The organism is Chitinophaga sp. 22620, from assembly GCF_052044405.1.
Classification (GTDB): Bacteria; Bacteroidota; Bacteroidia; order Chitinophagales; family Chitinophagaceae; genus Chitinophaga.
This window is the reverse complement of the sequence record NZ_JBQEMV010000004.1, coordinates 693,126-716,638: the sequence shown is the minus strand read 5'-3', so window position 1 is coordinate 716,638 and position 23,513 is coordinate 693,126. Positions and strand designations below refer to the sequence as shown.

Genomic DNA, 23,513 nt, shown 5'->3' with positions numbered 1-23,513 from the left:
AATAAAACATCACATGATCGCAAATATGTGGTGCAGGGTTAAGAATATGGGGGGAGAATCGTAAACGAATGGGGTGAATATTCTAAATTGTTTTTAAGCGTTTGATTATCAATTTAATGTAAAAAATATAATCTGAAAATTCATCCCTCATTTCAGTGATTAAATTGTTCAAGTGCTTATATTTAGGTATGATTTTCAGGCGGGCGGGGTGCTTATACCTTTTTATTTTACTCGCGTTTACTACAACCAGGGGGCAGAACATCGCATTTAATCACCTGACGGTGGAAGATGGACTGTCTCACAATTCCGTGCTGGCCATTGCGCAGGACGCGCGCGGTTTTATGTGGTATGGCACGCGTTACGGCCTCAACCGGTTCGACGGGCAGCGGTTCCGCACCTACCAGGCCCGGCAGGGCGATACCACCGGCCTCTCCGAAAACCTTATCCTTTCCATTTATACAGACTCGCACAAAACATTATGGGTAGGCACCGCCGTGGGCCTGTGCCGGTACGTTCCCGAAAAGGACGCATTCGAAAGGATCGTGCTTACGCCCGGGCGGCAGGAAAATGTCAATTGCGTTTTTGAAGACAGGAAGGGCAGGCTGTGGGTAGCCGCCAGCAGCGGGTTGTACATGCAGACCGATTCGCTGAGCCACTTCCGCAAGTTCTCCAGAGACGAGGGGCACCTCGCCGGTTACGCTGTGCGCAGCATTTGCCAGGACAAGCGGGGCGACATCTGGATCGGCACCAACAACGGTCTGAACCGCCTCCGCGAAAGCGGCGGCCAGTTTCATTTCGATACCTTTCAGCACGAAGAGGGCAACGCGGGCAGCCTGGGTATGAATTACATCACTTCCGTTGCCGAAGACCTTTACGGCCGCATCTGGATCGGCACGCAATACGCCGGCGTAAACATCTACGACCCCTCCGCCAATACCTTCACCCATCTCATGCAACCCGCAGTGGCGCATAATTTCGTGCGCAGCATCCTCCGCGACAAAGCAGGTAAAATGTGGGCCGGCACCCAGGAAGGGTTGAACGTGATAGACCCTGTGACCATGCGCGTGGCGGCTTATCAGTACAATCCCGGCAACAAGAACAGCCTTTCACAGAACTCCGTCCACTCGCTGTTTGAAGACAATAACGGCTCCATATGGATCGGCACTTATTTCGGCGGGGTGAACATGGTGCATTCGTACAGCACGGCCTTCACCACCTGGCAGAACAATGCGCTGCGGCCCGGCATCAGCAACGATGTGGTGAGCTGCATCCTGGAAGATCACCGGCGCAACCTCTGGATCTGCACGGAAGGCGGCGGGCTGAACTATTACGACCGGCAGACCGGCGCTTATACCTATTATAAACATTCGCCGGACGATCCCGGTACCATAGGTTCCAATCTTGTCAAGATCGTATACGAAGACAGGGACCATAACATCTGGGCCGGCACGCATGGCGGCGGGCTGAATGTGCTGGAAAAAGGGTCCGGCCGTTTTAAAAGATATTTTTATAACCGGCAGGACCCGAACCCTTTCCCCCGGGAGATCACCTACCTGATGGAGGACAACCAGGGCCGCTTCTGGATCGGCTCCAACACCGGGCTGCATATTATGCGGCGCAACGGCGTTGAGCTTACACCGCTGAACGATTCCACGTTCACAGGCCCTGCCACCAGCGCTTCCATCCGTTACCTGTTCCAGGATTCCCGGGGCCGTTACTGGGCGGGCTCTATCAAGGGGCTGTATATGAGCCAGGGCGGGCCCCTGCGGGAAGTATTGTCAAAATACATTAACGCTATCCAGGAAGATTCCCGTGGCAATATCTGGGTGAGCCTTTATTACGGCGGGCTCATTCAATACAGCCCGGACCTGCAGCAGCAAACACTTTACACCGAAAAGAACGGCCTGCCGCATAATAACGTGATGGGCCTGCTGGAAGACGACCTTCACCAGCTCTGGATCAGCACCGCCAACGGCCTCGTCAGATTCGATCCCGGTAAAAAGTCCTTCCAGACCTACACCACCAGCGACGGCATTGCCGGCAACGGCTTCAACTACAACGCTTTCCTGAAAGACAGCCGCGGAGAGCTGTACTTCGGCGGCTTCAACGGCATCACCAGCTTTTTCCCCGAGGGCATTGCGGCCAATACGTATACCGCTCCCATCCGCTTCACCGGCCTGCGGCTGTTCAACGAGCCGGTGAGCATCAACGGGAACAAGGGTTTGCTGAAACAGGATATCGGCTTCACGCAAAAGCTGCGCTTCCGCCACGACCAGGAAGTGTTCACCATCGAATTCGCATTGCTCAACTATATCAAAAGCAGCAAAAACCGCTACGCCTATAAGCTGGAAGGCGCGGACCGCGATTGGATAGAGACCGGCAACCCGGCCGTGACCTATACCAACCTTTCTTCCGGCAGCTATACTTTTTGGGTGAAAGGCGCCAACAACGACGGCGTGTGGAGCACGCCCATCAAAATGGAGATCACCATCCTGCCGCCCTTCTGGCGTACCTGGTGGGCCTATTGCGGGTATGCGCTGCTGCTGGCTTTGCTCTTTTTCCTCGTCACCCGTTACTTCTTTATGCGGGCATTGCTGTTGAAAGAAGAAGACCTTCACCAGGTAAAGCTCAACTTCTTCACCCACGTATCCCACGAGATACGCACCCACCTTACCCTGCTGATGGCGCCGGTGGAAAAGATGATCCGCACCCTGAAGCAGGACGATCCCATGCAGCAGCAGCTGTACACCGTGCGGAACAATGCGGACAGGCTGCTGAAGCTCGTCAGCGAGCTGATGGATTTCCGGAAGGCCGAGACCAATCATCTCAGGCTGCAATTGGCCGAACAGGACCTTCTTCCCTTCCTGCAAAACATTTTCGCCAGCTTCCGCGAGCTTTCGCTGAGCCGGCAGATCAAAACGTCTTTCAGCCACGATATGCAGCAGGCGGATGTTTATTTCGACCGGGAGCAGCTGGACAAAGTGTTCTTCAACCTGCTGAGCAATGCCTTCAAATTCACGCCGGAAGGCGGCAGGATCAGCATGCATGTGGCGCAGCATAAAAATACATTCATCATCACCGTAACCGATAACGGCCGCGGCATCGCGCCGGAGTACCTGGACAAGCTGTTCACCAATTTTTTCCAGGTGGCCGATCACGGGTTCCAGAACACAGGGTACGGTATCGGGCTGGCTTTGTCCAGGAATATCGTGGAGCTGCATAAAGGCACGCTCACCGTGGAAAGTGAGCCGCCCGCAGCCGGGCGCGAAGGGCGTACGTGCTTCACCGTTACCCTCCTGCAGGGCAGCCGGCATTTTGCCGGCACTCAGCACGTTATCGGGAAAAACGGGGAGCAGGAAATAATGCCGTTACCGGCTGTTGAAGAAGATATCCAGCCCGCCGCCGCATCGGAAGAAAACCGCCCGCTCACCATCCATATCGTGGAAGACAACCCGGAGCTGCGGGAGCTGGTTCGGCAAACCTTCAGCGGCCAGTACCAGGTGCTGGAAAGCGTGAACGGCGCGGAAGGCCTGGCCCTGGCCACCGCGCAGATCCCGGACCTCGTGATCAGCGACGTGATGATGCCCGAAATGGACGGCCTGCGCTTCTGTTACCTCCTCAAAACCGACGAGCGCACCAGCCACATCCCCGTTATTCTCCTCACCGCCAAAAGCTCGCAGGACGACCAGGTGAGCGGCCTCGAGACCGGCGCCGACCTTTACCTCACCAAACCCTTCAGCACCAGGGTGCTGGAGCTGAACGTGCGCAACCTGCTCGTTTCCCGCGAAAAGATGCGGCAGAAGTACGGGCGGCAGCTGCAGGCCCGGGAACCCGAAGACCCTGCCCTGAGCCTGCCCAACAGCCTCGACAGCGCTTTCCTGGAAAAACTGGCGCAACTGGTGGACGAACATATGGACGACCCCGAATTCGGCGTGGACATGCTGGCCCGGAAAGTGGCCATGAGCCAGCCGGTGCTGTACAGGAAGCTCAAAGCCCTCACCAATATGTCCGTCAATGATTTTGTAAAGTCCCTGCGCCTCAAAAAAGCCGCCGAGCTGATCCGGAAAAAGCAGCATACCGTGTACGAGGTGGCGTATATGGTCGGGTACAACGACCGGAAATATTTCAGCAGGGAGTTCAAGAAACAGTTCGGGAAAACCCCTACGGAGTTCGCCGGCGAGCCGGAATTATAAATTTCCCCCCTTTTAGTTATAAAATTCACCCCGGCGCCCCAACGCGTTCGTTAGATTTGTTTTGTGCGGGAGGCAAACCATATTTTCCACGTAAAAATTCCACCAAAATCATTGTCTATGAAACGCTCATGGCTACTTCTTTCCTTTTGCTGTACCCTTTATTTTACCGCCGGCGCCCAAACGGACTATACCCTTGTGATGGACAGGGTGAGGGCCGAACTGCTGTCTACAGCGGGCAGCATCACCACGCTGGACAATAATGTGAACAGCACCCTGGCCACCCTGCAAACTGACGGGTCCTGGCCGGACGTCAACTACGCGTACAGTTCCACCACTTACACGGCGGATGTACACATCAACCGGGTGAAGACCTTCGTGCTGGCCTACACCCATACCAGCAGCACCCACTACCACAGCGCCACGCTCTTCGACGCCATCACGCGAAGCCTGCAGTACTGGGACACCTCCGACCCGCAGAGCTGGAACTGGTACCACAACCAGATCTCCAATCCCCAGCGGCTCGGCGAGATCCTCATCATGCTCTACATCGCTCCCCTTTCCCTGCCGGCCACCCTGCAGAGCAACCTGCTGGCGCAGATGAACCGCGGCTGGCCCCCGTCCCAGACCGGCGCTAACAAGCTGGACATTGCCATCCACTTCATGTACCGCGCCTGCCTCACGGCGGATGCCACGCTGATGAACACCGCCGTTACCGAGGCCTTCCTGCCCATTGTGCTCACCACCGGGGAAGGAATCCGGCACGACCTGAGCTACCAGCAGCACGGCCCGCAATTGTATTTCTACGGCTACGGCACCGTGTTCGTGGACGGAGAGGTAAAAGTGGCCACCTACCTGCGCGGCACGCCCTGGGCCTTGTCCGGCACCAAGCTGGCCCTTTTCAGCAATTTCATGCGCAACGCCTACTTGAAGGTCATGCGCGCACGGTATATCGATTTCAGCGTGAACGGGCGGAGCATCAGCCGGAACAACAATCTTTCCCAGGGCGGCACCGCCATGCTCACCAAGCTGAAAGCCCTGGATACCGCGTACACAGCCTTCTACGATGCCGCCATTGCCCGCGCCAACGGCAGCCAGCCGCCTTCGTACATGATCACTCCCCTGCACACGCATTACTGGAATTCCGATTATACCATCCATCACCGGCCCGGTTACTTTTTCGGGCTGCGGAACGTATCGCCCCGCACCTCCAAATCAGAGAACGGCAACGGCGAGAACCTGAAAGGATATTACCTCTCCGAAGGCGCTACCAATATCACCGTGAGCGGCGCGGAATATCACAACATCTTCCCGGTATGGGACTGGTCGCGGATACCCGGCACCACCGTGCCTTTCCTTACCACCCTCCCGCTGCGTGCAGCCTGGGGCGGCAATTACGGCACGGCCTCTTTCTCCGGCGGCGTGTCCGACTCGCTGTATGGCGCAACGGCGCTGGCTTTTAACGACTACAACACGCAGGCGCGCAAGGCCTGGTTCTTTTTTGACAACGAAGTGGTATGCCTCGGCGCGGATGTGAAATCCACCGCGGCGCAGCCCATCAACACCACCGTGAATCAAAGCCTGCTCAGCGGCAATGTAACCGTGTTTGCCAACGGCGCGCAGAGCACGTTGTCTGACGGCGCGCATAGTTTCAACAACACGCTGAAATGGGTGTCCCACAACGGCATCAGCTATTATTTCCCTAACGGCGGCAACATACAGCTAAGCAACCAGGCACAGTCCGGCACCTGGCAGAGCATCAACACCGGCGGCACTACAACCACACAGACCATGAACGTGTTTAAGCTCTGGTTCGACCATGGCGCCGCGCCCACCGGCGGCAGTTACGCCTATTACGTGCTGCCCGGGCAGAACATGGCCACATACGATACCACGCAGGTGCGCATCCAGGCCAACTCGGCAGATGTGCAGGCCGTGCGGCATACCGGGCTGAATATCCGGCAGATCGTGTTCTACAAAGCAGGCACTTTCACGCACGATTCGGTGACCATCACCGTAGACAGGGCTTGCGCAGTGATGCTGAAGAACGTGGGCAGCACCAGCGTAACCGTGTCTGTTGCGGACCCGGCGCAGTCTTCCGCGCCGGTGAACATCTATCTCAACCTGCCGAACATCCCGCAAACGCGGCATCTTACGGCAAACCTGCCTTCCGGTGTGCTGGCCGGTTCCACGGCAACCTATACCGTGAACCTTTCCACGCCGGTGTATGAGCCGCTTACCGCCATCCCGGCCATTGCGGACGCTTACGTGCGCAGCGGCAGCACCTATGCCACCACCAATTACGGAACCGCCACCTCTCTCGTGATCAAAAAAGACGCGGTGGGTTATACGCGGGAATCGTTTTTCAAATTCGACATATCCGGCCTGCCTTCCGGCGCGGATGATGTGAAGCTGCGCCTGTACGTGAACTACGCCAATAGCGGCGCCGCCGGCGTGCCCTGGATAGCGCAGTATATCAGCAACGACAGCTGGACCGAAACAGGCATCAACTGGAACAACATGCCTATCGTCACATCCAATATAGATACCGTGCCCGGCATGGCAGCAGGCAATTACGTGGAATGGGATGTGACCGGGATCGCGCTGGCGCAGCAGTCGGCAGACGGCATTCTTTCCCTCAAAGTGGTATCTAACGGCACCGGCAGTACGACGGATGTATCCTTCAGCTCAAAAGAAACCGGCGACGCCGCTTTGCGTCCGGCGCTGGTATATAGCGGGGGTTCAATGTTATTATCCAAAATGCAGCCCGCCGGCGCTGAAACAACAACCTCCGGCACAAGGATATTCCCTAACCCTGCTGCTTCTTTCATCCGCATACAAACAGACCGGCAGTACGACAAAGCAGAGCTGCGCGATGTTTCGGGCCGGGTGATCAAAGTGGAAAAGCTGGAAGGGAAAACACAGTTCGAGATCAGGCTGGACCGGGTGCAGCCGGGCGTGTACATGCTGCAGCTGAGCGGGCCGAAGGGTCAGGAAGTGAGGAAGGTGGTGAAGATGTAAGATGATTATCTGAGTTGAGTGCTTACCAGGGCACAAGTCAGCTCAGGCACACGGCCCGCGCTTCAGGCTCGCGCCAGCTTGCATGGGGCGACGAAGCAAACTTCTTCGTTGGATTGATCTGCACAGTACTGGGAGATTGCTTCGTCGGGGCTCCGTCACAATCCCCCGCTGCTCCTCGCAATGACGGACCTTCGGTCAACATAAAACGGCCATATCTGCCGATTGGCAAGTATGGCCGCTTTTAGTACAAGATAACCCACATGCCACATTTACAAGAAACATTCGCAGCATTAGCTCGATTTTCTCACGATCAGTTCCGTTTTTAATACTTTGATGATCGCTTTCCAATCCGCCACTTCCCGGTTGATCTGGTCGATCAGCAACTGCGCCGCAGCCTGGCCGATCTCTTTTACCGGCTGCGCCACCGTGGTTAACGCGGGGTCTATGAGGCCCGATACGAAATCGTTGCTGAAACCCACCACGGCGATGTCGTCCGGCACTTTCAGGCCGCGCTTTTTGATGACCTGTATGGTCTCGATGGCCGTCGGGTCGTTTACCGCGAAAATAGCGTCAGGCGGGTTTTCCATGTTTAGCAGGTGGTTCACGTAGATCTTCACCTTATCAATATTCAGATCGTAAGAGATCACCAGTTCCTCGTCGAAAGGTATATTGTGCTTGCGGAGGGCGGCTTTGTAGCCGTTGAGCCGTTTTTCGCTGATCTTGAGCGACGAGGGCCCCGCCAGATGGGCGATCCTTTTCCTGCCCCGTTCTATGAGGTGGCACACGGCGCGGAACGAGCCATCGTAATCGTCCACGATCACCTTTGGCACATCCATTTCGTCGCACACGCGGTTGAAGAACACGATGGGAATGCCTTTGCGCTGGAATATTTTCAGGTGGTCGAAATTCCGCGTTTCTTTGGTGATAGACACCAGGATGCCGTCTACCTGGTTGGCCAGCATCACGCGCGTATTGGCCACTTCGGTTTCATACGTTTCGTCGGACTGGCAGATAACCGTGGAATAGCCCGCTTTGCTGGCCACTTCCTGCGCGCCGATGATGGCTTTGGGGAAGTAGGAGCTGTGGAATTCCGGGACGATGATGCCGATGGTATTCGTTTTTTTGGTGATCAGGCTGATGGCCAGCATATTCCGCTGGTAGTCCAGCTTTTCCGCCAGATCAAGCACTGCCTGCCGGGTATCCGGCTTCACGCTTTTGTGGCCGGTGAGCGCCCGAGACACGGTGGATTTGGAGAGGTTCAGCTCCTTTGCAATATCGATGATGGTTACCTGGTGCCGTTTCATCCGTTAAAGATTGATTGTACCGCTAAGGAACGAAATATTTTCATTGTTGGGAACATTCCCGTAAATTGGGAATGTTCCCAATTTACCATGCGTCATTTTTTTATACGTGGAATTGCTGTTAGTTACAATCTTTGGTATCATTAAATCCACACGTATGAAAAAAACTGTTGCTTACCACGGGCAGACCGGCGCCTGTTTATACCACGTTGCATCCATTCCCTCCCCGCTTCACCACACATTTATCTCCTTCTAAAAATCAACCGGTTGTATGAATGTTAAGATACTGATTACATTATTGCTCTGGATAACCGCCATTGGCACAGGCTTCGCGCAAACGCCGGCTACTTCGCCCAACAGGACGGTTACAGGCAAAATTACAGACATGACGGGCGAGCCACTGCCCGGCGTTACCGTGGTGCTGAAAGGCGGTAAAGCCCAGGCCATGACCAGCGAATCGGGCGTATATTCCATCCGCATCGGCGCAGCGGCGGATGCCGTGCTGGTTTTTTCCTTCGTAGGCTTTCACACCAAGGAAGTGAAACTTGGCCCCACTGCCACCGTCTACAATGCCAGCCTCGAACCGTCGGTGAAAGGGCTGAATGACGTGGTGATTATCGGGTATGGCTCTGTGAAACGAAAAGACCTTACCGGGTCGGTGGCAGCGGTAAAGGTGGAAGATATGCAGAAGGCGCCCGTGCCGAGCTTCGACCAGGCGCTGGCGGGCAGGGTTGCCGGCGTGCAGGTAAGCGCGGTAGACGGCCAGCCCGGCGCAGCCATGCAGATCGTAATCCGCGGCAACAACTCCGTTACACAAAGCAATTCCCCGCTGTACGTGATAGACGGTTTCCCGGTGGAACAGCCGGATAATAACGTGATCAATCCCGCGGAGATCGAATCCTTCGAGATCCTGAAAGACGCTTCCGCCACCGCCATTTACGGCGCCCGCGGCGCGAACGGCGTGATCATCATCACCACCAAAAAAGGAAAGCTTGGCCTGCCTGTGGTCTCGTACCAGACATGGATGGGCACGCAAAAGATCCCCCGGCAGCAGGAAATGATGGACCCATACGAGTTCGTGAAATTCCAACTGGAGGCAAATTCCGCGCTGTACACGCCCGTGTACCTGAAAGACGGCAAAACGCTCGAGGATTACAGGAACGTGAAAGGCATCAACTGGCAGGACCTGGTGCTCCGCAAAGCCTTTATGCAAAGCCATAACCTTGCGCTGCGCGGCGGCACTGACAAAACGAAATATTCATTCTCCGGCTCCATGCTTTCGCAGGACGGCATTATCATCAACAGCGGGTTCAACCGTTACCAGGGCAGGCTGGTGCTGGACCAGACCGTGACCGACAAGCTGAAAGCGGGCGTGAACCTCAACTATACCTTCACGAAAACCTACGGCACTTTTGCCAATACCACCACCTCGGGCAATACATCCAGCCTGATGTACAGTATCTGGGGCTACCGCCCGGTTACGGGAGATGCCGCCACAGATGAAGTGATCATCGACGAGCCCTTCGATCCCGCGGTGGACCCGATGAATGAGTACCGCATCAACCCGGTGGTTTCCAACAAAAATGAATACAACCCGCGTTTCGGCAACACCCTTATCGCGAACGCCTACGTGGAATACAAGCCTATCCAGCACCTGACGCTGCGTGTTACCGGCGGGCTTACCAAAAGCGCCGTGCGCCGGGAGATATTCAACAATTCCAACACACGCGCCGGCAATCCGAAAAGCAGCGTAGAGGGTATCAACGGCTCGGTTAGCAATGAAGAGACCACCAACCTGCTGAATGAGAATACGCTTACCTATGCCCGCGTATTCAACAAAAAGCACAACCTGAATGTATTGGGAGGCGTCACCTTGCAGGAGGTATCTTTCTACCGCTACGGTTTTACCGCCAGCCAGGTGCCCAACGAATCGCTGGGTATGAGCGGGCTGGATGAGGGCATCATCAACACCGCTCCCACCGTGAAGTCAGGCAGCAAGCTGATGTCGTTCCTCGGTCGCGTGAACTATGGTTATGATTCCAAATACCTGCTCACCTTTTCTTTCCGGTCCGACGGATCATCCAAATTCGCGGACGGCAACAGGTGGGCTTATTTCCCCTCCGGTGCGGTAGCATGGCGGCTGGTGGAAGAACCGTTCATGAAAGGCATTACCTGGCTGTCTGACGCCAAAATACGCGCAGGATACGGGCTCACCGGCAATAACCGGGTAGATGACTTTGCTTATCTTTCCGCCCTCCAGCAATATCCGCACTCCGGCTACGTGTACGGCAACAATGTAACGCCGGGCGTCATTCCCGCCAACCTGGGCAACGAGAAGCTGAAATGGGAAACCACGGCGCAGACGGACATAGGGATCGATCTCGGTTTCTTCAAAAACCGGATTGAAGTCACCGCGGATTATTATAAAAAGAACACAAAAGACCTGCTGCTGTTCGCAACGCTTGCGCCTTCCACCGGTTACCTCAGCGGCTACCGCAACGTGGGCCGCGTTTCCAATGAAGGTTTCGAGTTCACGCTCAATACCGTAAACGTACAAACGAAGAAATTTACCTGGAGCAGCAACTTTAATATCTCATTCAACCGCAACGAAGTGCTGCAGCTCAACGAAGGAGAGCCCAGCTATTTATCGCGCATCACCTGGGGCAATTTCAACAACGCATATCCCCACATCGCCAGGCCCGGCAATCCCATCGCCATGTTCTACGGCCACCTGTTCGACGGCATTTACCAGTATAGCGACTTCGACAAGCAGCCCAACGGCAGCTATATACTGAAGGAACATATACCGAACAACGGTTCGCCACGCGCGAACATAAAGCCGGGAGACGTTAAATACAGGGATATCAACCAGGACGGGCAGGTGGATAATACAGACCTCACCATCATCGGCAATCCCAATCCCATCCATACCGGCGGCTTCTCGAATAATTTCACCTACGGCAATTTCGACCTGAACGTATTTTTCCAGTGGAGCTATGGCAACGACCTGCTGAACGCGAACCGCATCGTATTCGAGTACGGCGAGGCCAGGAGCTACCTGAACATGTTCAAATCATACGAGAAACGCTGGACGCCTGACAACCCGAGCAATGAGCTGCACAGGGTTGGCGGCCAGGGGCCGCTGGTATATTCTTCCCGCGTCATTGAAGATGGTTCTTACCTGCGACTGAAAACCGTGTCGCTCGGTTACAACGTGCCGGCGCGGATATTAAAAAGAGCGCATATCCAATCGCTCCGCGCGTACGCATCCGCGCAGAACCTGGTTACCTGGACGAATTACAAGGGTCTGGACCCCGAAGTGTCCGTGCGGCCTTCGGCGCTCACGCCAGGCTTCGACTGGTCCGCCTATCCGAAAGCCAGAACGATCACCTTCGGACTGGATCTTACCTTCTAATTTTAAATACGTGCAAAATGAACAAGCGCATCATAAACCGGCTAAAACGCATCCTCATACTTCTTTCGCTTACTTCCGGCATTTTCAGCGCCTGCAATTACCTGGATACAGAGCCGCAGGATTTTGTAACGCCGGATAATTTCTACAATACCGAAGCGGATATGGAACGCGCCGTGGCCGGGGTGTATAACCGGCTGATAGACCAGTTTGGCCGTATGTATTCCCGCGGCCTGTACAGCTACCTGGTGATCAGCGATGAATTCTATTACAAAGGCATCAGCATCAACGACCAGCGGGTGATGGATTTTGACGCGGGGCATCTCGATATCAACAAGTTCTGGGAAGTGCTCTATTCTGGTATAGACAGGGCGAACCTGCTGCTGGAAAACATCGACAGACCCAAGATGGACGAAACCAGGCGGAAGGAGATCCACGGCGAGACCCTCTTCCTGCGCGCTTATTATTATTTCCTGCTGGTGGACAATTTCGGCGGCGTGCCCCTGAAGCTCACGCCCACCAAATCGCCTCTGGAGACTTATCTTCCCCGTTCATCCGTGGCCGAGGTATATACGCAGATACTGAAAGATATGCAGCAGGCGGAAACGCTGGTGGGCGACATCAGCAAACACGCTTTTAATGAAAGGATCACCCAGACAACTGTGCAGGCCGTGCTGGCAAAGGTATACCTCACCATGGCCGGCGAGCCGCTGAAAGACGTTGCCCGGTACGAAGATGCGCTTACCTATGCCAATAAGGTGATAGCCTCGGGCCGTCATTCGCTGAACCCCGATTACGCGCAGATCTTCATCAATCATACAGAAGAAAAATACGACCTGCAGGAATGCCTGTGGGAAGTGGGCATGACCGGCAACCAATTAGGCAGCGTGCAGCTGGCGGGCCGCGTGGGCCTCGAAAACGGTATAGAATGCCCGGACGATGTGATCGGCTACAGCAACGGGCCCCTGAAACCCACCGGACGGCTCTTTAAGCTGTACGGCGACGGCGACCTGCGCAGGGATTGGGCTATTGCGCCGTATAAATACGTTACCACCAACGGCGTCACCACTAAAAGTTTTTATACCGCCACGCAGATGTACGAACGCACCTGCGGCAAATGGCGCAGGGAGTATGAACTGCTCAAACCTAAAAGCAGGGGCTACAGCCCTACCAACTTCCCAGTGATGCGTTACGCCGATGTGCTGCTGATGAAAGCGGAAGCGGAAAATGAAGTGAACGGTCCCAATGCCGAAGCATATGAAGCCATCAACATGGTGAGAAGAAGAGGATACGGCAAGCCGGTGAACATGCCCGATGCCGTGGCAGACGTGCCCGCCGGGCTGGACAAGACCGGCTTCCGCGAAATGCTGCAGGACGAACGCGGCAGGGAACTCGCCTTTGAAGGCGCGCGCAAGCATGACCTCATTCGCTGGGGGCTGTTTATTTCCAATATGCAGTCGCTGGCCGTAGAAGCCGCCGCGGAAGCGCCGACAAATTATAAGTACTCCGCCAACGCCGCGAAGAACACCACGCCCAGGAATGTCCTTTTCCCTATACCTTCCACAGAGTTGTCCGTCAACCATCTTGTTACACAAAACCCGAACTGGTAATTTATGCGCAAAGTAATATATACCATGGCAGCAGCCGTTTTGCTGCTGGCCTGTGCCAAAGAAAAAGTACCTGTGCCGGACTTCCAGGTGCAGACAGCCTCCCTGAGCTATAAGGTCGGGGATTCCGTACGGTTCTCCCTCAGCGGCAACCCGGACAACCTTGTATTTTATTCCGGCGAGCCCGGCCATAACTACGAATTCCGCAACAGGTCATCCGCCGCGAACGACCTGCAGATAGACTTCAAAACATGGGTGCGTTACGGCGTGATCCGTGATAACCTGCAGCTGCTGGTGTCCAACGACTTCACCGGCGTTGCAGACACGAATGCCGTAAAAGCCGCCACCTGGATGGATATCAGCGACCGCGTCACCTTTTCCACCGGTACGGACCAAACGCCGTCCGGCCTGCTTAGCCTGAAAGAATTTACGCGCCCCGAAGCGGATTCCGCGCTTATCTACGTGGCTTTCCGTTATACCGATTTCAAAAAGCCACAGGGCCAGAACCAATGGATAGTGCGTACCTTCACCGCCAATAATGTATCCGCCGATGGCGTTGTTTCCCCGCTGGCCGCTATGGCTTCAGCCGGGTGGATGAAGGTGGATTTCAAAAATCCCGGTTTTGTATGGAGCGTCACCAGCACGCAATTGCTGATGCAACACCCGGGCAGCGCCAACGACGATGACAACGAAGACTGGGTGATCACCAAGGGCTTCAATCCCTGGTATATCAAGCGCGACGTGGGCGTAGTGCTGAAGAACGTCAGCACCGCGGTACGGGAATATGCTCACGTGTATACAAAACCCGGCAACTACAAGGTCGTATTCGAAGGATCAGCCGTTCGTTACAATGGCGAGCGGTACCTCACCCGCGAGATCAATTTAACCATTACACCATAGCAAGCGATATGAATACTGCGATAGACACCTCCGTAATAGTGATTTTCTCCGTTTTTATCATGCTGGTAGGATTTTCCTTTTCCAGGACGGGAAGGAATCTCAAATCCTTCTTTGCAGCCGGAGAAGCAGTGCCCTGGTTCATCGGCGGACTTTCGCTTTTTATGAGTTTTTTCTCCGCAGGCACTTTCGTGGCCTGGGGTTCTATTGCCTACAAATACGGCTGGGTAGCCGTTACCATCCAGTGGACCATGTGCATCGGCGGGCTGGTAACCGGGCTGTACCTCGCGCCTAAATGGAAGGCAACCGGCAACCTCACCGCCGCGGAGTTCATTCGCGAGCGGCTGGGCAGCGGCGTACAACGGTCGTACATCTACATTTTCATGATCGTGTCGCTGCTCATCAAAGGCTCCGTGTTGTATTCCGTAGCGCGGCTGGTAAGCTCTTCGCTGGGTTTCCCGCTGATGCCGAGCACCGTGGTGCTGGGCCTGTTCATGATCGCTTACACAGCCGTAGGCGGACTGTGGGCCGTTATGGTCACGGACATCCTGCAATTCGTGATACTCACAGCAGCCGTGCTGCTCATCATTCCCCTGGCCTTCGATGCTGCGGGAGGCGTGGACCGTTTCCTGCATTTTTCACCCGAAGGTTTTTTCAGCGTGGTGAACGGCGAATATACCTGGGGCTTCATTTTCGCCTTCGCGTTGTATCATATTTTTTACATCGGCGGCAACTGGACCTTCGTGCAGCGGTATACCAGCGTAGACACGCCGAAATCCGCTTCCAAAGTGGCTTACCTGTTCGCCGGCCTTTACATCATCAGCCCTGTGCTGTGGATGCTGCCCCCGATGCTGTACAAGCTGATCAATCCTTCCCTGACAGGGCTCGATACGGAGAACGCCTACCTGATGGTATGCCGGCACGTATTGCCCGCAGGGCTGATGGGGCTCATCCTCACCGGCATGTATTTCTCCACATCCGCTTCCGCCAACACGGCGCTGAACGTAGTGTCTGCCGTATTCACCAACGATATCTACAAAGGCCGCATCAATCCCGCCGCCAACGATAAAAAGCTCATGCTCGTGGCGCGGCTTTCATCCTGGCTCTTCGGCCTGGGCATGATCGGCATTGCGCTGATCGTACCTTACATCGGCGGTATCGTGGAGTTTACGCTGAGCATCGGCGCCATTACCGGCGGGCCTTTGCTGGCGCCGCCCATCTGGGCGCTGTTCTCCAAACGGCTGAACGGAAAGGCCACATTGTTCATCACCGTTGTGAGCCTGGGCGCCAACCTGCTCTTTAAAATGATCCTGCCTTTTACCTCCGGCATCCGCCTGAACAGGGCCGATGAAATGCTGCTGGGTGTGGGGCTGCCATTCCTCATGCTGCTGGCTTACGAGATATATGCGCGCATGGCCGGGAAAACAAGTGAAGAATACATACAGTACCAAAAAACAAAAGCAGCGCGGAAGATCTCCGCGCTGGCGCCCGACCCGGAAGAAGCGGCGGCCGTTCAGCAGCAGAATATTTTCGGGCTGAAGGTGATCGCTTTTTCGCTGGCCTTCATTGCCCTGCTGCTGTACATCCTTTGCTTCTTTGCCGCGGGCAGTGCAACGCTGGTAGCAATTATTGCCACGGTCGTGCTTTTGCTGGCCGCCATCCCGCTGAGAGCTTCTTTCAAAAATGCGCACCGCGCGGTGCAACCTGTTAAAAACTAAAGATGATCCGCAGATATTCGATGATATTGTTGAGCTGCCTGCCCGGGCTTACCGCCTTGGCACAGCAGCCTGCCGCCTTGCAGAACGGGAACCTCCGCCTGCAATGGGAACAGACTTCGCAAGGTTATTCACTCAAAACCCTGGCGGTGAAAAAAGACCGCGCCTGGCACAAGCTGCCGCGTTCCGCCGGGGAATACACCTTATTGTATTCAGCCGTTAAACCCGATAAAAACCCCGTGCCGGTATACGATGGAAACGGGAAAGAGATACATGATTTCCCGGAAGAAAAATACCGCTATATCCAGGCCGCATGGAAAGAGCTTACGCAGGGCGTACAGCTGAACACTGCCGGCGAGGCTTATCATTTCCGCCCTTCATCCGTATCTGCCAAGGGCGACTCGCTCGTGTTCAAAGCGGAAAATACATTGGCGGAAATCACCGCCGTATGGCGTACCGATCCTTCCTTTCCTACAGACATACAGGTGCGGATGACGTTGCGGGCAAAAACGGAAGGTTATTTTTCGCTGGCATCCCCCACCCTCGCCACTTTCCGTGAAAACGAGCTGGAATGGGCCGGCATCCCCGGGTATTACCAGGGCCGTTACCTCGAAAAAGATTTTATAAAATCAGGCATGTATCTGCAGGGCATACCCGCAAAACCGCTGGTAGTAAGGGAAAGAACAGCCGCCACTTTATCCCCCTTCATCAACAGCCGCGATCATATCACCCTGGCGGTGATCCCCGACCCCGGAACCGGCCGCGACCCCTGGGAGAAAGATAAAAAAACACATTCCACCTGGAAACTCGGGCTTTCGCTGATGAACAGGAAAGCGGAACTTACGCCGACCATCTACCATCCCGTTTTAGGCGAAGACCGCTCCTTCATGAAAAAAGGAGAAACCGTTGAACTTTCCTTCCGGTACAGCCTGCAGCCGGCGGACTGGTATGCCGTGTACAAACATGCGGCCAACGACATCTACCGTTTCCCTGATTTCCTGGCGCTGAAAGAAACAAAACGCTCGCTCACCAACCGCATACTGGACATGCACCGTTATGTAACGGACGATTCCACTTCCATGTGGCGCAACGAAGACATGAACGGCATGAAAATAGGCGCCCAGGCTTATCTCGGCGGGGTATACCTCTCCGAGAAGGACGCCATGAAAAATTCCGATTACGGCGCGATGTGGATGCTGGCCAATATCATGAACGATACCATATTACGCAGCAGCAGGCTGCCCAATGCCCGTAATTTTAAACTCCAGCAGCAAAATACCACACCCGGTTTTTTCCACGGCTCCGCCGGCGGGCAATACTTTTTGTACAAAAGCAAACGGTTCACGGAAGAATGGGGGCCTTATGTGGAGCCCATCGGTCTTACCTATTACATGATGATGGACGCCGGGAACATCCTCCTCTTCAACCCGGACGATGCCGCCATGAAACAGCTGCTCACCGGTGCGGCAGACCGTTTGCTGGCCTGGATGGGAAAAGACGGCCAATGGAAGGTGGCGTATGACCACATTTCCACCCAGCCGCTTTTTACAGAAGTGCAAGACTTCCGTCCTACGTTCTACGGCCTGGTGATCGCGTACAGGATACTGAAACAACAAAAGTACCTGGACGCCGCCAGAAAAGGGGCTGACTGGTATGTTAAGAACGCGGTGAATGAAGCCCGTTTCCTTGGCGTATGCGGCGATGCCCGTTTCGTGCCTGACTTTGCCACCGGCCAAAGTGCGGAAGCGCTGATGGACCTTTACGACATCACCGGCGAAAAAAAATACAAAGAAGCCGCCATTAAAACGGCGCGTTTTTATACTGCTTCAGTCTACACCCATCCCATTCCATCCAACGCTGTTAAAACCGTGAATGGCGTGCAAAGGAAAGACTGGGAGATCAGCCAGGTGGGCCTTGGCTTCGAGCACGGCGGCACCATTGGCAGCGCCAATCCTTCCGGGCCTATCCTGCTGGCTAGTCACGCAGGCATGTTCGTAAGGATGTTCGCGCTTACCAAAGATTCGCTTTTCCTCACCATGGCCAGGGCCGCCGCACTCGGCCGCGACGCCTTTGTAGACTCCGCCACCGGCGTAGCATCCTACTACTGGACGAATATGAATAAGGGCGCAGGCCCCTATCCTCACCATGCCTGGTGGCAAATAGGCTGGATCACCGATTACCTGCTGGCGGAAGCGGAACTGCGCTCCGGCGGGGCGGTCAAATTCCCGAGGGGATTTATCACGCCGAAGGTAGGCCCTCACCAATCCTATGGCTTTGCGCCCGGCACGGTGAACGGTACGCCCGCATCACTCCTGCTGCGGCAGGGCCTGCTGCAGTGCGACAACCCCTACCTCGATTATTACTGCGCCATCAACCGGGAAAAAAAGCAACTGTTCTTCATCCTGCTGAACAACGACGACGAGCCGATGCGTACCACTATACACGCAGACTATACGAAAGTGCCTGTAACGCCCATAGAAGCTGAAACAAATATCCCGGTGGAAATAGCGCCTTACGGCATCCGGGTGATCACTATAAACTTCCGATGAACCGCATGAAAAAGCAATTACTGGCATGCACGCTGTTCACCCTCTGCTTTACCAAGGCGAAGGCACAGCGTTCGTATTTCATGGAGGCGGAAGATTTCAGCATCCGGGGAGGTTGGATTGTTGAAAAACCCGCGGGTGGCGGCGTTTCAGGCAAACATATCCTGCGTGTGATATCAGGTGGGGTGAAGGCGGCGGATGCGCTCACGGTGATCCGCGTAAAAGAAGCCGGTGAATATACCATATGGGCCAAAACCGTAGATTTCCCGAACGACCGGCCCGGAACCAGGGTTTTCCAGGTGCTGGTGAACGATGAGCCCATGGCGGATGAACCCGGCGCGCACGGGCATGCGGATTACCGCTGGGAAAAAGCAGGCGTTGCCCGGATGGATACGGGAGAGAACGTCATACAGCTCCGCGACAGCCGCGGCAACTACCCGCGGGTGGACGCACTGTTCCTCACCGCGGAAAATATTGCGCCAGATAAAATCAATCCTGAACAATACAAAACGCCACCCTTACCCGTCAGTCTCACGCCTGCCGCAATGCCCGGAACCGGCGCCAGGAAGTCGGATGCGAACGCTGAGGTGGTTGCTGTACTGGAAAATGAAAATATTAAACTGGAAATATTGCGGTCCGGCGGGCTGATGACCCGCACCGCCATTAAACACGGCGGCGCGTGGCAATACCTGGATGCGCAGGTGGAAGAGAACCGCATCGTATTAATGACAGCCAGCGACCCGCAGATCACTTTCGGAGGCTTTCTTCCCGGCTGGAACGGTTCGCTGGGTTACAGCCGCTTCAGCTGCAAAGGGAAAACATATACCGTGATGCTGCCGGAAAATCTCGGCAATCCTTTTCTTTCCGGCAAGCTCACCGTTTTTATACCGGCTGCCGCCGAAAAAGATGGCCCGGGTAAATTGTCGGTCACCTACCGCGCCGAAGACGGGCAAACGATCAAAGGCCGCTGGAGCCTGCGCCCGGGGCAGCGCCATTTGCAGCTGACCCTGGAATACACCGCACCGCAGGCTGCTTATTACAGCATGGCTGTGGGCGCTTTGCAGGGAGTGGCGGACAATAAAGTCTCCAGCATCCAGCTTCCGCCCATGTACCAATACCAGCGCATCCCGCAACAGCCCGTGCTGCTGCCTTCCGCGCTGATGCCGCAGCCACTGGCGATGATGGAACTTGAAGGAAAAAAATTCACGGTGTTCATCAGCGGCACAAAAGAAAGTTTCCCGCAGGACTGGAGCACATCCAATACCTCGCCGATGGGCTTCGGCATCAGGAATGAAAGGAATGAAGTGCAGCCGGTGGCGTTTTCACCCGTACCGGGATCGGCATCTTCAAAACTGCGGGCAGGCCAGGTGATAACAGGTTCTTTTGCCGTCGGCGCTTTGCCGGCTGGCTGGAACGATGCACTGGAGTACATTTCAGACAGCATCTATACCGTGAGGGATTACCGCAGCCAGCAACTGTCACTTACCGAAACGATGTTCAACATCACGGACCTCATCCGCAATGATACAGCCTCCGGCTGGGCGCCCGCGCTAAAAGGGTTTTACGATATCGAAGCAGACCCGCAGGCCGCGCCGACCGTAGTACAGGCTGCGCCGCTGGCGGTGATCGCAACGGCTATCCTGGCGCGTGACGAAGACTTCTACATCCGCCGCGCCCTGCCTTCCATTGAATACACGCTTTCGCGCAGCGGCTTCCGCTGGGCGCAGAAAGGCATGAGCAAAACGGCCGCCATGCTCAGCCCGTATAATTCACAATTCTCCACCGCTTACTACGAAGGGCTGCACAAGCTGCTCGGGGAAAACAATCCCTGGCTGGAAAAGATCGCGCTGCCCGACGGCCGCATCCGCAAGGCAGGCGGTTATTCCGTGAATGTCCCGGCATGGACGCAGGAACTGGCCGCCTACCGCCTCACCGGCCGGAAAAGCCGCCTTGATTCAGCGGTTGCGCAGGCAAAAACATTTATCAGCACGGAAGTATACGGCCGCAAAACCGTTCCCCTCGGCAAAGTACCCTTCTACAATACTTCGTTCTACACCTACTGGTGGGACCTTACGGACCTCTACGACGCCACCGGCGACCCGTCCTTCCTCGATGCTGCCTATACCTCCGCATTCCACACGCTCATAGGCGTGAGAAGCTATCCGGGCGTGGCGGATACATTGCAGACCATCCACAGGGGAAATCACTTTGAAGGCAATACCACGCTGTGGTGGAAAGGCGGTGAAAAATACCGGCTGGGCTTCCCGCGAAAACCGGGGGATGCCCCGGAAAAGAAAGTGCCTGCATGGCTTGTATCGCCCGTGGGTCTTGGCTTTGAGCAGCCCGTAACTTTCTTCCCGCACGGAAAGGAAGTGCGGCACGTGTTCATGAGCAGCTGGGCACCGCACCTGTTACGGTTATACGAAAAAGGCAACCGGAAGATATTTGAAACATATGCCCGCAATGCAGTGATCGGCCGGTTCACCAACTATCCCGGATACTACGCTACAGGCTATACGGACATTACCCTGCGCCCGGATTTCCCCTACAAAGGTCCCGATGTAAGCTCTATTTACTACCACCATATCCCACCGCACCTGGCTTTTACGATGGACTACCTGGTTACAGAAGCCATGCAGCGTTCTGGCGGAAATGTGCGTTTCCCTTACGCAAAACAGGACGGCTTTGTATGGTTCAACAGCCGCGTGTTCGGCGCAGGCCCGGGCATGGTGTTCGGCGACGGGGAAGTGAACATTTGGTTAAAACGCGGGCTGGTGCGCATCAGCAGCCCGGAAGTGAATTACGTCACCGGTATTTCGGGAGACAGGTTCTGGGTGATACTTACCAGTGAAGCCCGGGACGCGCTCAATTGCAGGATAGAGCTGGGTGAAGAAGCGCCGGTTGCGGGCAGCACCGCGCTAATGCATACAACAAACGCACAGCCGGTATCGCTGCCAGTGGACAACCGCGCAGTGAACGTGCAGCTGGCGGGGAAAGGATTTGCAGCCGTGTCGTTCCCTCTCGTCCGCAAACCTTCCAAAACAAAGATCACTCCTTTGAAAGAAGGCATGCAGGTGACGGACATGGGCGCAGGCATCGGCCGGTGTTACACTTTCCGCATCCGTTCGCCTTTCGGCTGGGACGCTGTGTACGGCTACCTGGAATCGTTTGAAGGCGGCAGCGTGACCGTTACCATGGATCACCGGGAAGAAACCATCACGGCTTATCCTTTCGAATGGTCGTTCCACCCGTTGAAAACCAGGGAGGGAGCGCAATTAAAAATACAGGTAAAAACAAAAGACAGGCGCACCGTTGAAAAAACGGTTGTGCTATGAATACAAACACCATGAAACAAAAATGGCCCATACTGGGATTGCTCCTGCTGATGGCGGCAGGGAATGCGGCCGCGCAAAGCCGGCAGGACCTTATTGCCGCCTCACAGGCAGGCGCTTCTCCCCTGTTCTTTCAGCCCGGCGAGGACGTGCCATTGGTGAGCACCGGCGGTTTTTCCGACAGCAGGGAATCCATCATACGGAACGGTCTTCCCAGATTCTTTAAAAAGGCCAATGCCGGGAAACCGGTGGTGGTCGGCTTTATCGGCGGCAGCATCACCCAGAGCAACGCAGGGTACCGGCCGCAAACGGTGCGGTACCTCCAGGCCATGTATCCCGGCGTGGAGATACAGGCGCTGAACGCGGGCGTTTCAGGCACAGGCACGGAACTGGGCGCCTGCCGCATTGGAGAACAACTGTTGCAGCATCATCCGGACCTGGTGTTCGTGGAGTTCGCCGCCAACGGCGCTTACGCCAAAGGCATGGAAGGGATCGTGCGGCAGATCAGGCGTACAAGCCCGGCTACGGATATCTGTCTTATCTATACCATTATAGGCGCTCAACCGCAGATATACGCCGCAGGCAACGTGCCTGAAAATATCAAAGGCCTGGAAAGGATCGCGGAACATTACGGCCTGCCTTCCGTACATCTTGGATTGCATCCGGCTTTGCTCGAAAAGGAAGGCAAGCTGCTGTGGAAAGGCAATAAAGCAGACAGCGGCAGGATACTTTTTTCGAACGACGGCGTCCATCCCCTGCAGGAAGGCGGGAACCTGTATGCAGCGGCGATAGCGCGCAGTATGGAAAAAATGAAATCGCAAGCTGCCGCGCAAAATGCCCAACCACTGCCTGCTCCTTTGTTCCCTGACAACTGGGAAGACGCCGGCATGTACGACCCGCGGCAGATCGCGCGGTTCAGCGGCGGCTGGGAAGCAGTTACCTTACCGCAATTCTCGGCATGGTTCCCTGTCATACAAAAAGCCTCCTCACCCGGCGACTCCTTCACCTTCCGCTTCAAAGGCAGCGCATTCGGCATCTTCGACGTAGGCGGCCCGGAAGCGGGACAGATCGTGATAGAGGTAAACGGGAAAACCATGAAAACCATCGGCGCAGCTGAACCGGGCACACAGATATTTAAGCTGGAGCAGGGAGACAGCATACCGGTGAACCGCTTCAACACGTATTGCAACAACCGCTACCGCGGGCAGCACCAGTTATTCACCCTGGAACCGGGCGAGCATACCGTTACCATCCGGCTTTCTTCCCAAAAGGCAGACAAGGCAGCGATACTCGGTCCGGAGAAAACGGAAGACATTAACCAACACCCGGAGAAATACGACAGGACCGTGTTGTACCTGGGAAAAATACTGATAAAAGGCAAGCCTGTTTTAAACGGAAACCGCTGACGCGGCTGGGAATGTTCCCGCAAATTGGGAATGTTCCCACTTCATTTAAATGGGCGAAGACTAAGAGCACAGATCACACGATAATA

The 23,513-nt window shown here is 55.4% G+C and carries 10 protein-coding genes; 9 read left to right on the top strand and 1 reads right to left on the bottom strand.

Features of this window, described 5'->3' with window-relative positions; translation table 11 throughout:
• Window positions 1–281: 281 nt before the first annotated feature.
• Both ACTJIK_RS22200 and ACTJIK_RS22195 read left to right on the top strand, forming a co-directional pair.
• Window positions 282–4,193: a two-component regulator propeller domain-containing protein gene (locus tag ACTJIK_RS22200; RefSeq protein WP_440649731.1), complete on the top strand. Its 3,912-nt coding sequence runs from the start codon at window positions 282–284 to the stop codon at window positions 4,191–4,193.
• Between the two features lie 117 nt (window positions 4,194–4,310).
• Window positions 4,311–7,211 (top strand): polysaccharide lyase family 8 super-sandwich domain-containing protein, encoded by a 2,901-nt coding sequence (locus ACTJIK_RS22195; protein ID WP_440649730.1) that lies wholly within the window; start codon window positions 4,311–4,313, stop codon window positions 7,209–7,211.
• A 290-nt stretch (window positions 7,212–7,501) separates the two neighbouring features.
• Here ACTJIK_RS22195 and ACTJIK_RS22190 read toward each other — a convergent pair whose 3' ends face one another.
• Entirely contained in the window at window positions 7,502–8,515 is a 1,014-nt protein-coding gene (locus tag ACTJIK_RS22190) for a LacI family DNA-binding transcriptional regulator (protein WP_440649729.1), read from the bottom strand.
• Between the two features lie 268 nt (window positions 8,516–8,783).
• Here ACTJIK_RS22190 and ACTJIK_RS22185 point away from each other — a divergent pair, with 268 nt between their 5' ends.
• From ACTJIK_RS22185 to ACTJIK_RS22155, 7 genes are read left to right on the top strand one after another with little or no spacing between them, the layout of a single operon-like run.
• A complete protein-coding gene (locus ACTJIK_RS22185) occupies window positions 8,784–11,927 on the top strand; it encodes a SusC/RagA family TonB-linked outer membrane protein (protein WP_440649728.1) in 3,144 nt (1,047 codons plus the stop codon).
• Window positions 11,928–11,944: 17 nt separating this feature from the next.
• Window positions 11,945–13,534, top strand: a complete 1,590-nt coding sequence (locus ACTJIK_RS22180; protein ID WP_440649727.1) for a RagB/SusD family nutrient uptake outer membrane protein — start codon at window positions 11,945–11,947, stop codon at window positions 13,532–13,534.
• Window positions 13,535–13,537: 3 nt separating this feature from the next.
• Window positions 13,538–14,431 carry a DUF5017 domain-containing protein gene (locus tag ACTJIK_RS22175; RefSeq protein WP_440649726.1) on the top strand — a complete coding sequence of 298 codons (894 nt, stop codon included), beginning with the start codon at window positions 13,538–13,540 and terminating at the stop codon, window positions 14,429–14,431.
• A gap of 8 nt (window positions 14,432–14,439) precedes the next feature.
• Window positions 14,440–16,146 (top strand): sodium:solute symporter family protein, encoded by a 1,707-nt coding sequence (locus tag ACTJIK_RS22170; RefSeq protein WP_440649725.1) that lies wholly within the window; start codon window positions 14,440–14,442, stop codon window positions 16,144–16,146.
• 2 nt (window positions 16,147–16,148) lie between these two features.
• Window positions 16,149–18,692, top strand: a complete 2,544-nt coding sequence (locus ACTJIK_RS22165; protein ID WP_440649724.1) for a glycerophosphoryl diester phosphodiesterase — start codon at window positions 16,149–16,151, stop codon at window positions 18,690–18,692.
• A 5-nt stretch (window positions 18,693–18,697) separates the two neighbouring features.
• A complete protein-coding gene (locus ACTJIK_RS22160; protein WP_440649723.1) occupies window positions 18,698–22,024 on the top strand; it encodes a hypothetical protein in 3,327 nt (1,108 codons plus the stop codon).
• Entirely contained in the window at window positions 22,021–23,427 is a 1,407-nt protein-coding gene (locus ACTJIK_RS22155; protein ID WP_440649722.1) for an SGNH/GDSL hydrolase family protein, read from the top strand. The genes ACTJIK_RS22160 and ACTJIK_RS22155 overlap by 4 nt, the downstream gene beginning before the upstream one ends.
• Window positions 23,428–23,513 lie beyond the last annotated feature (86 nt).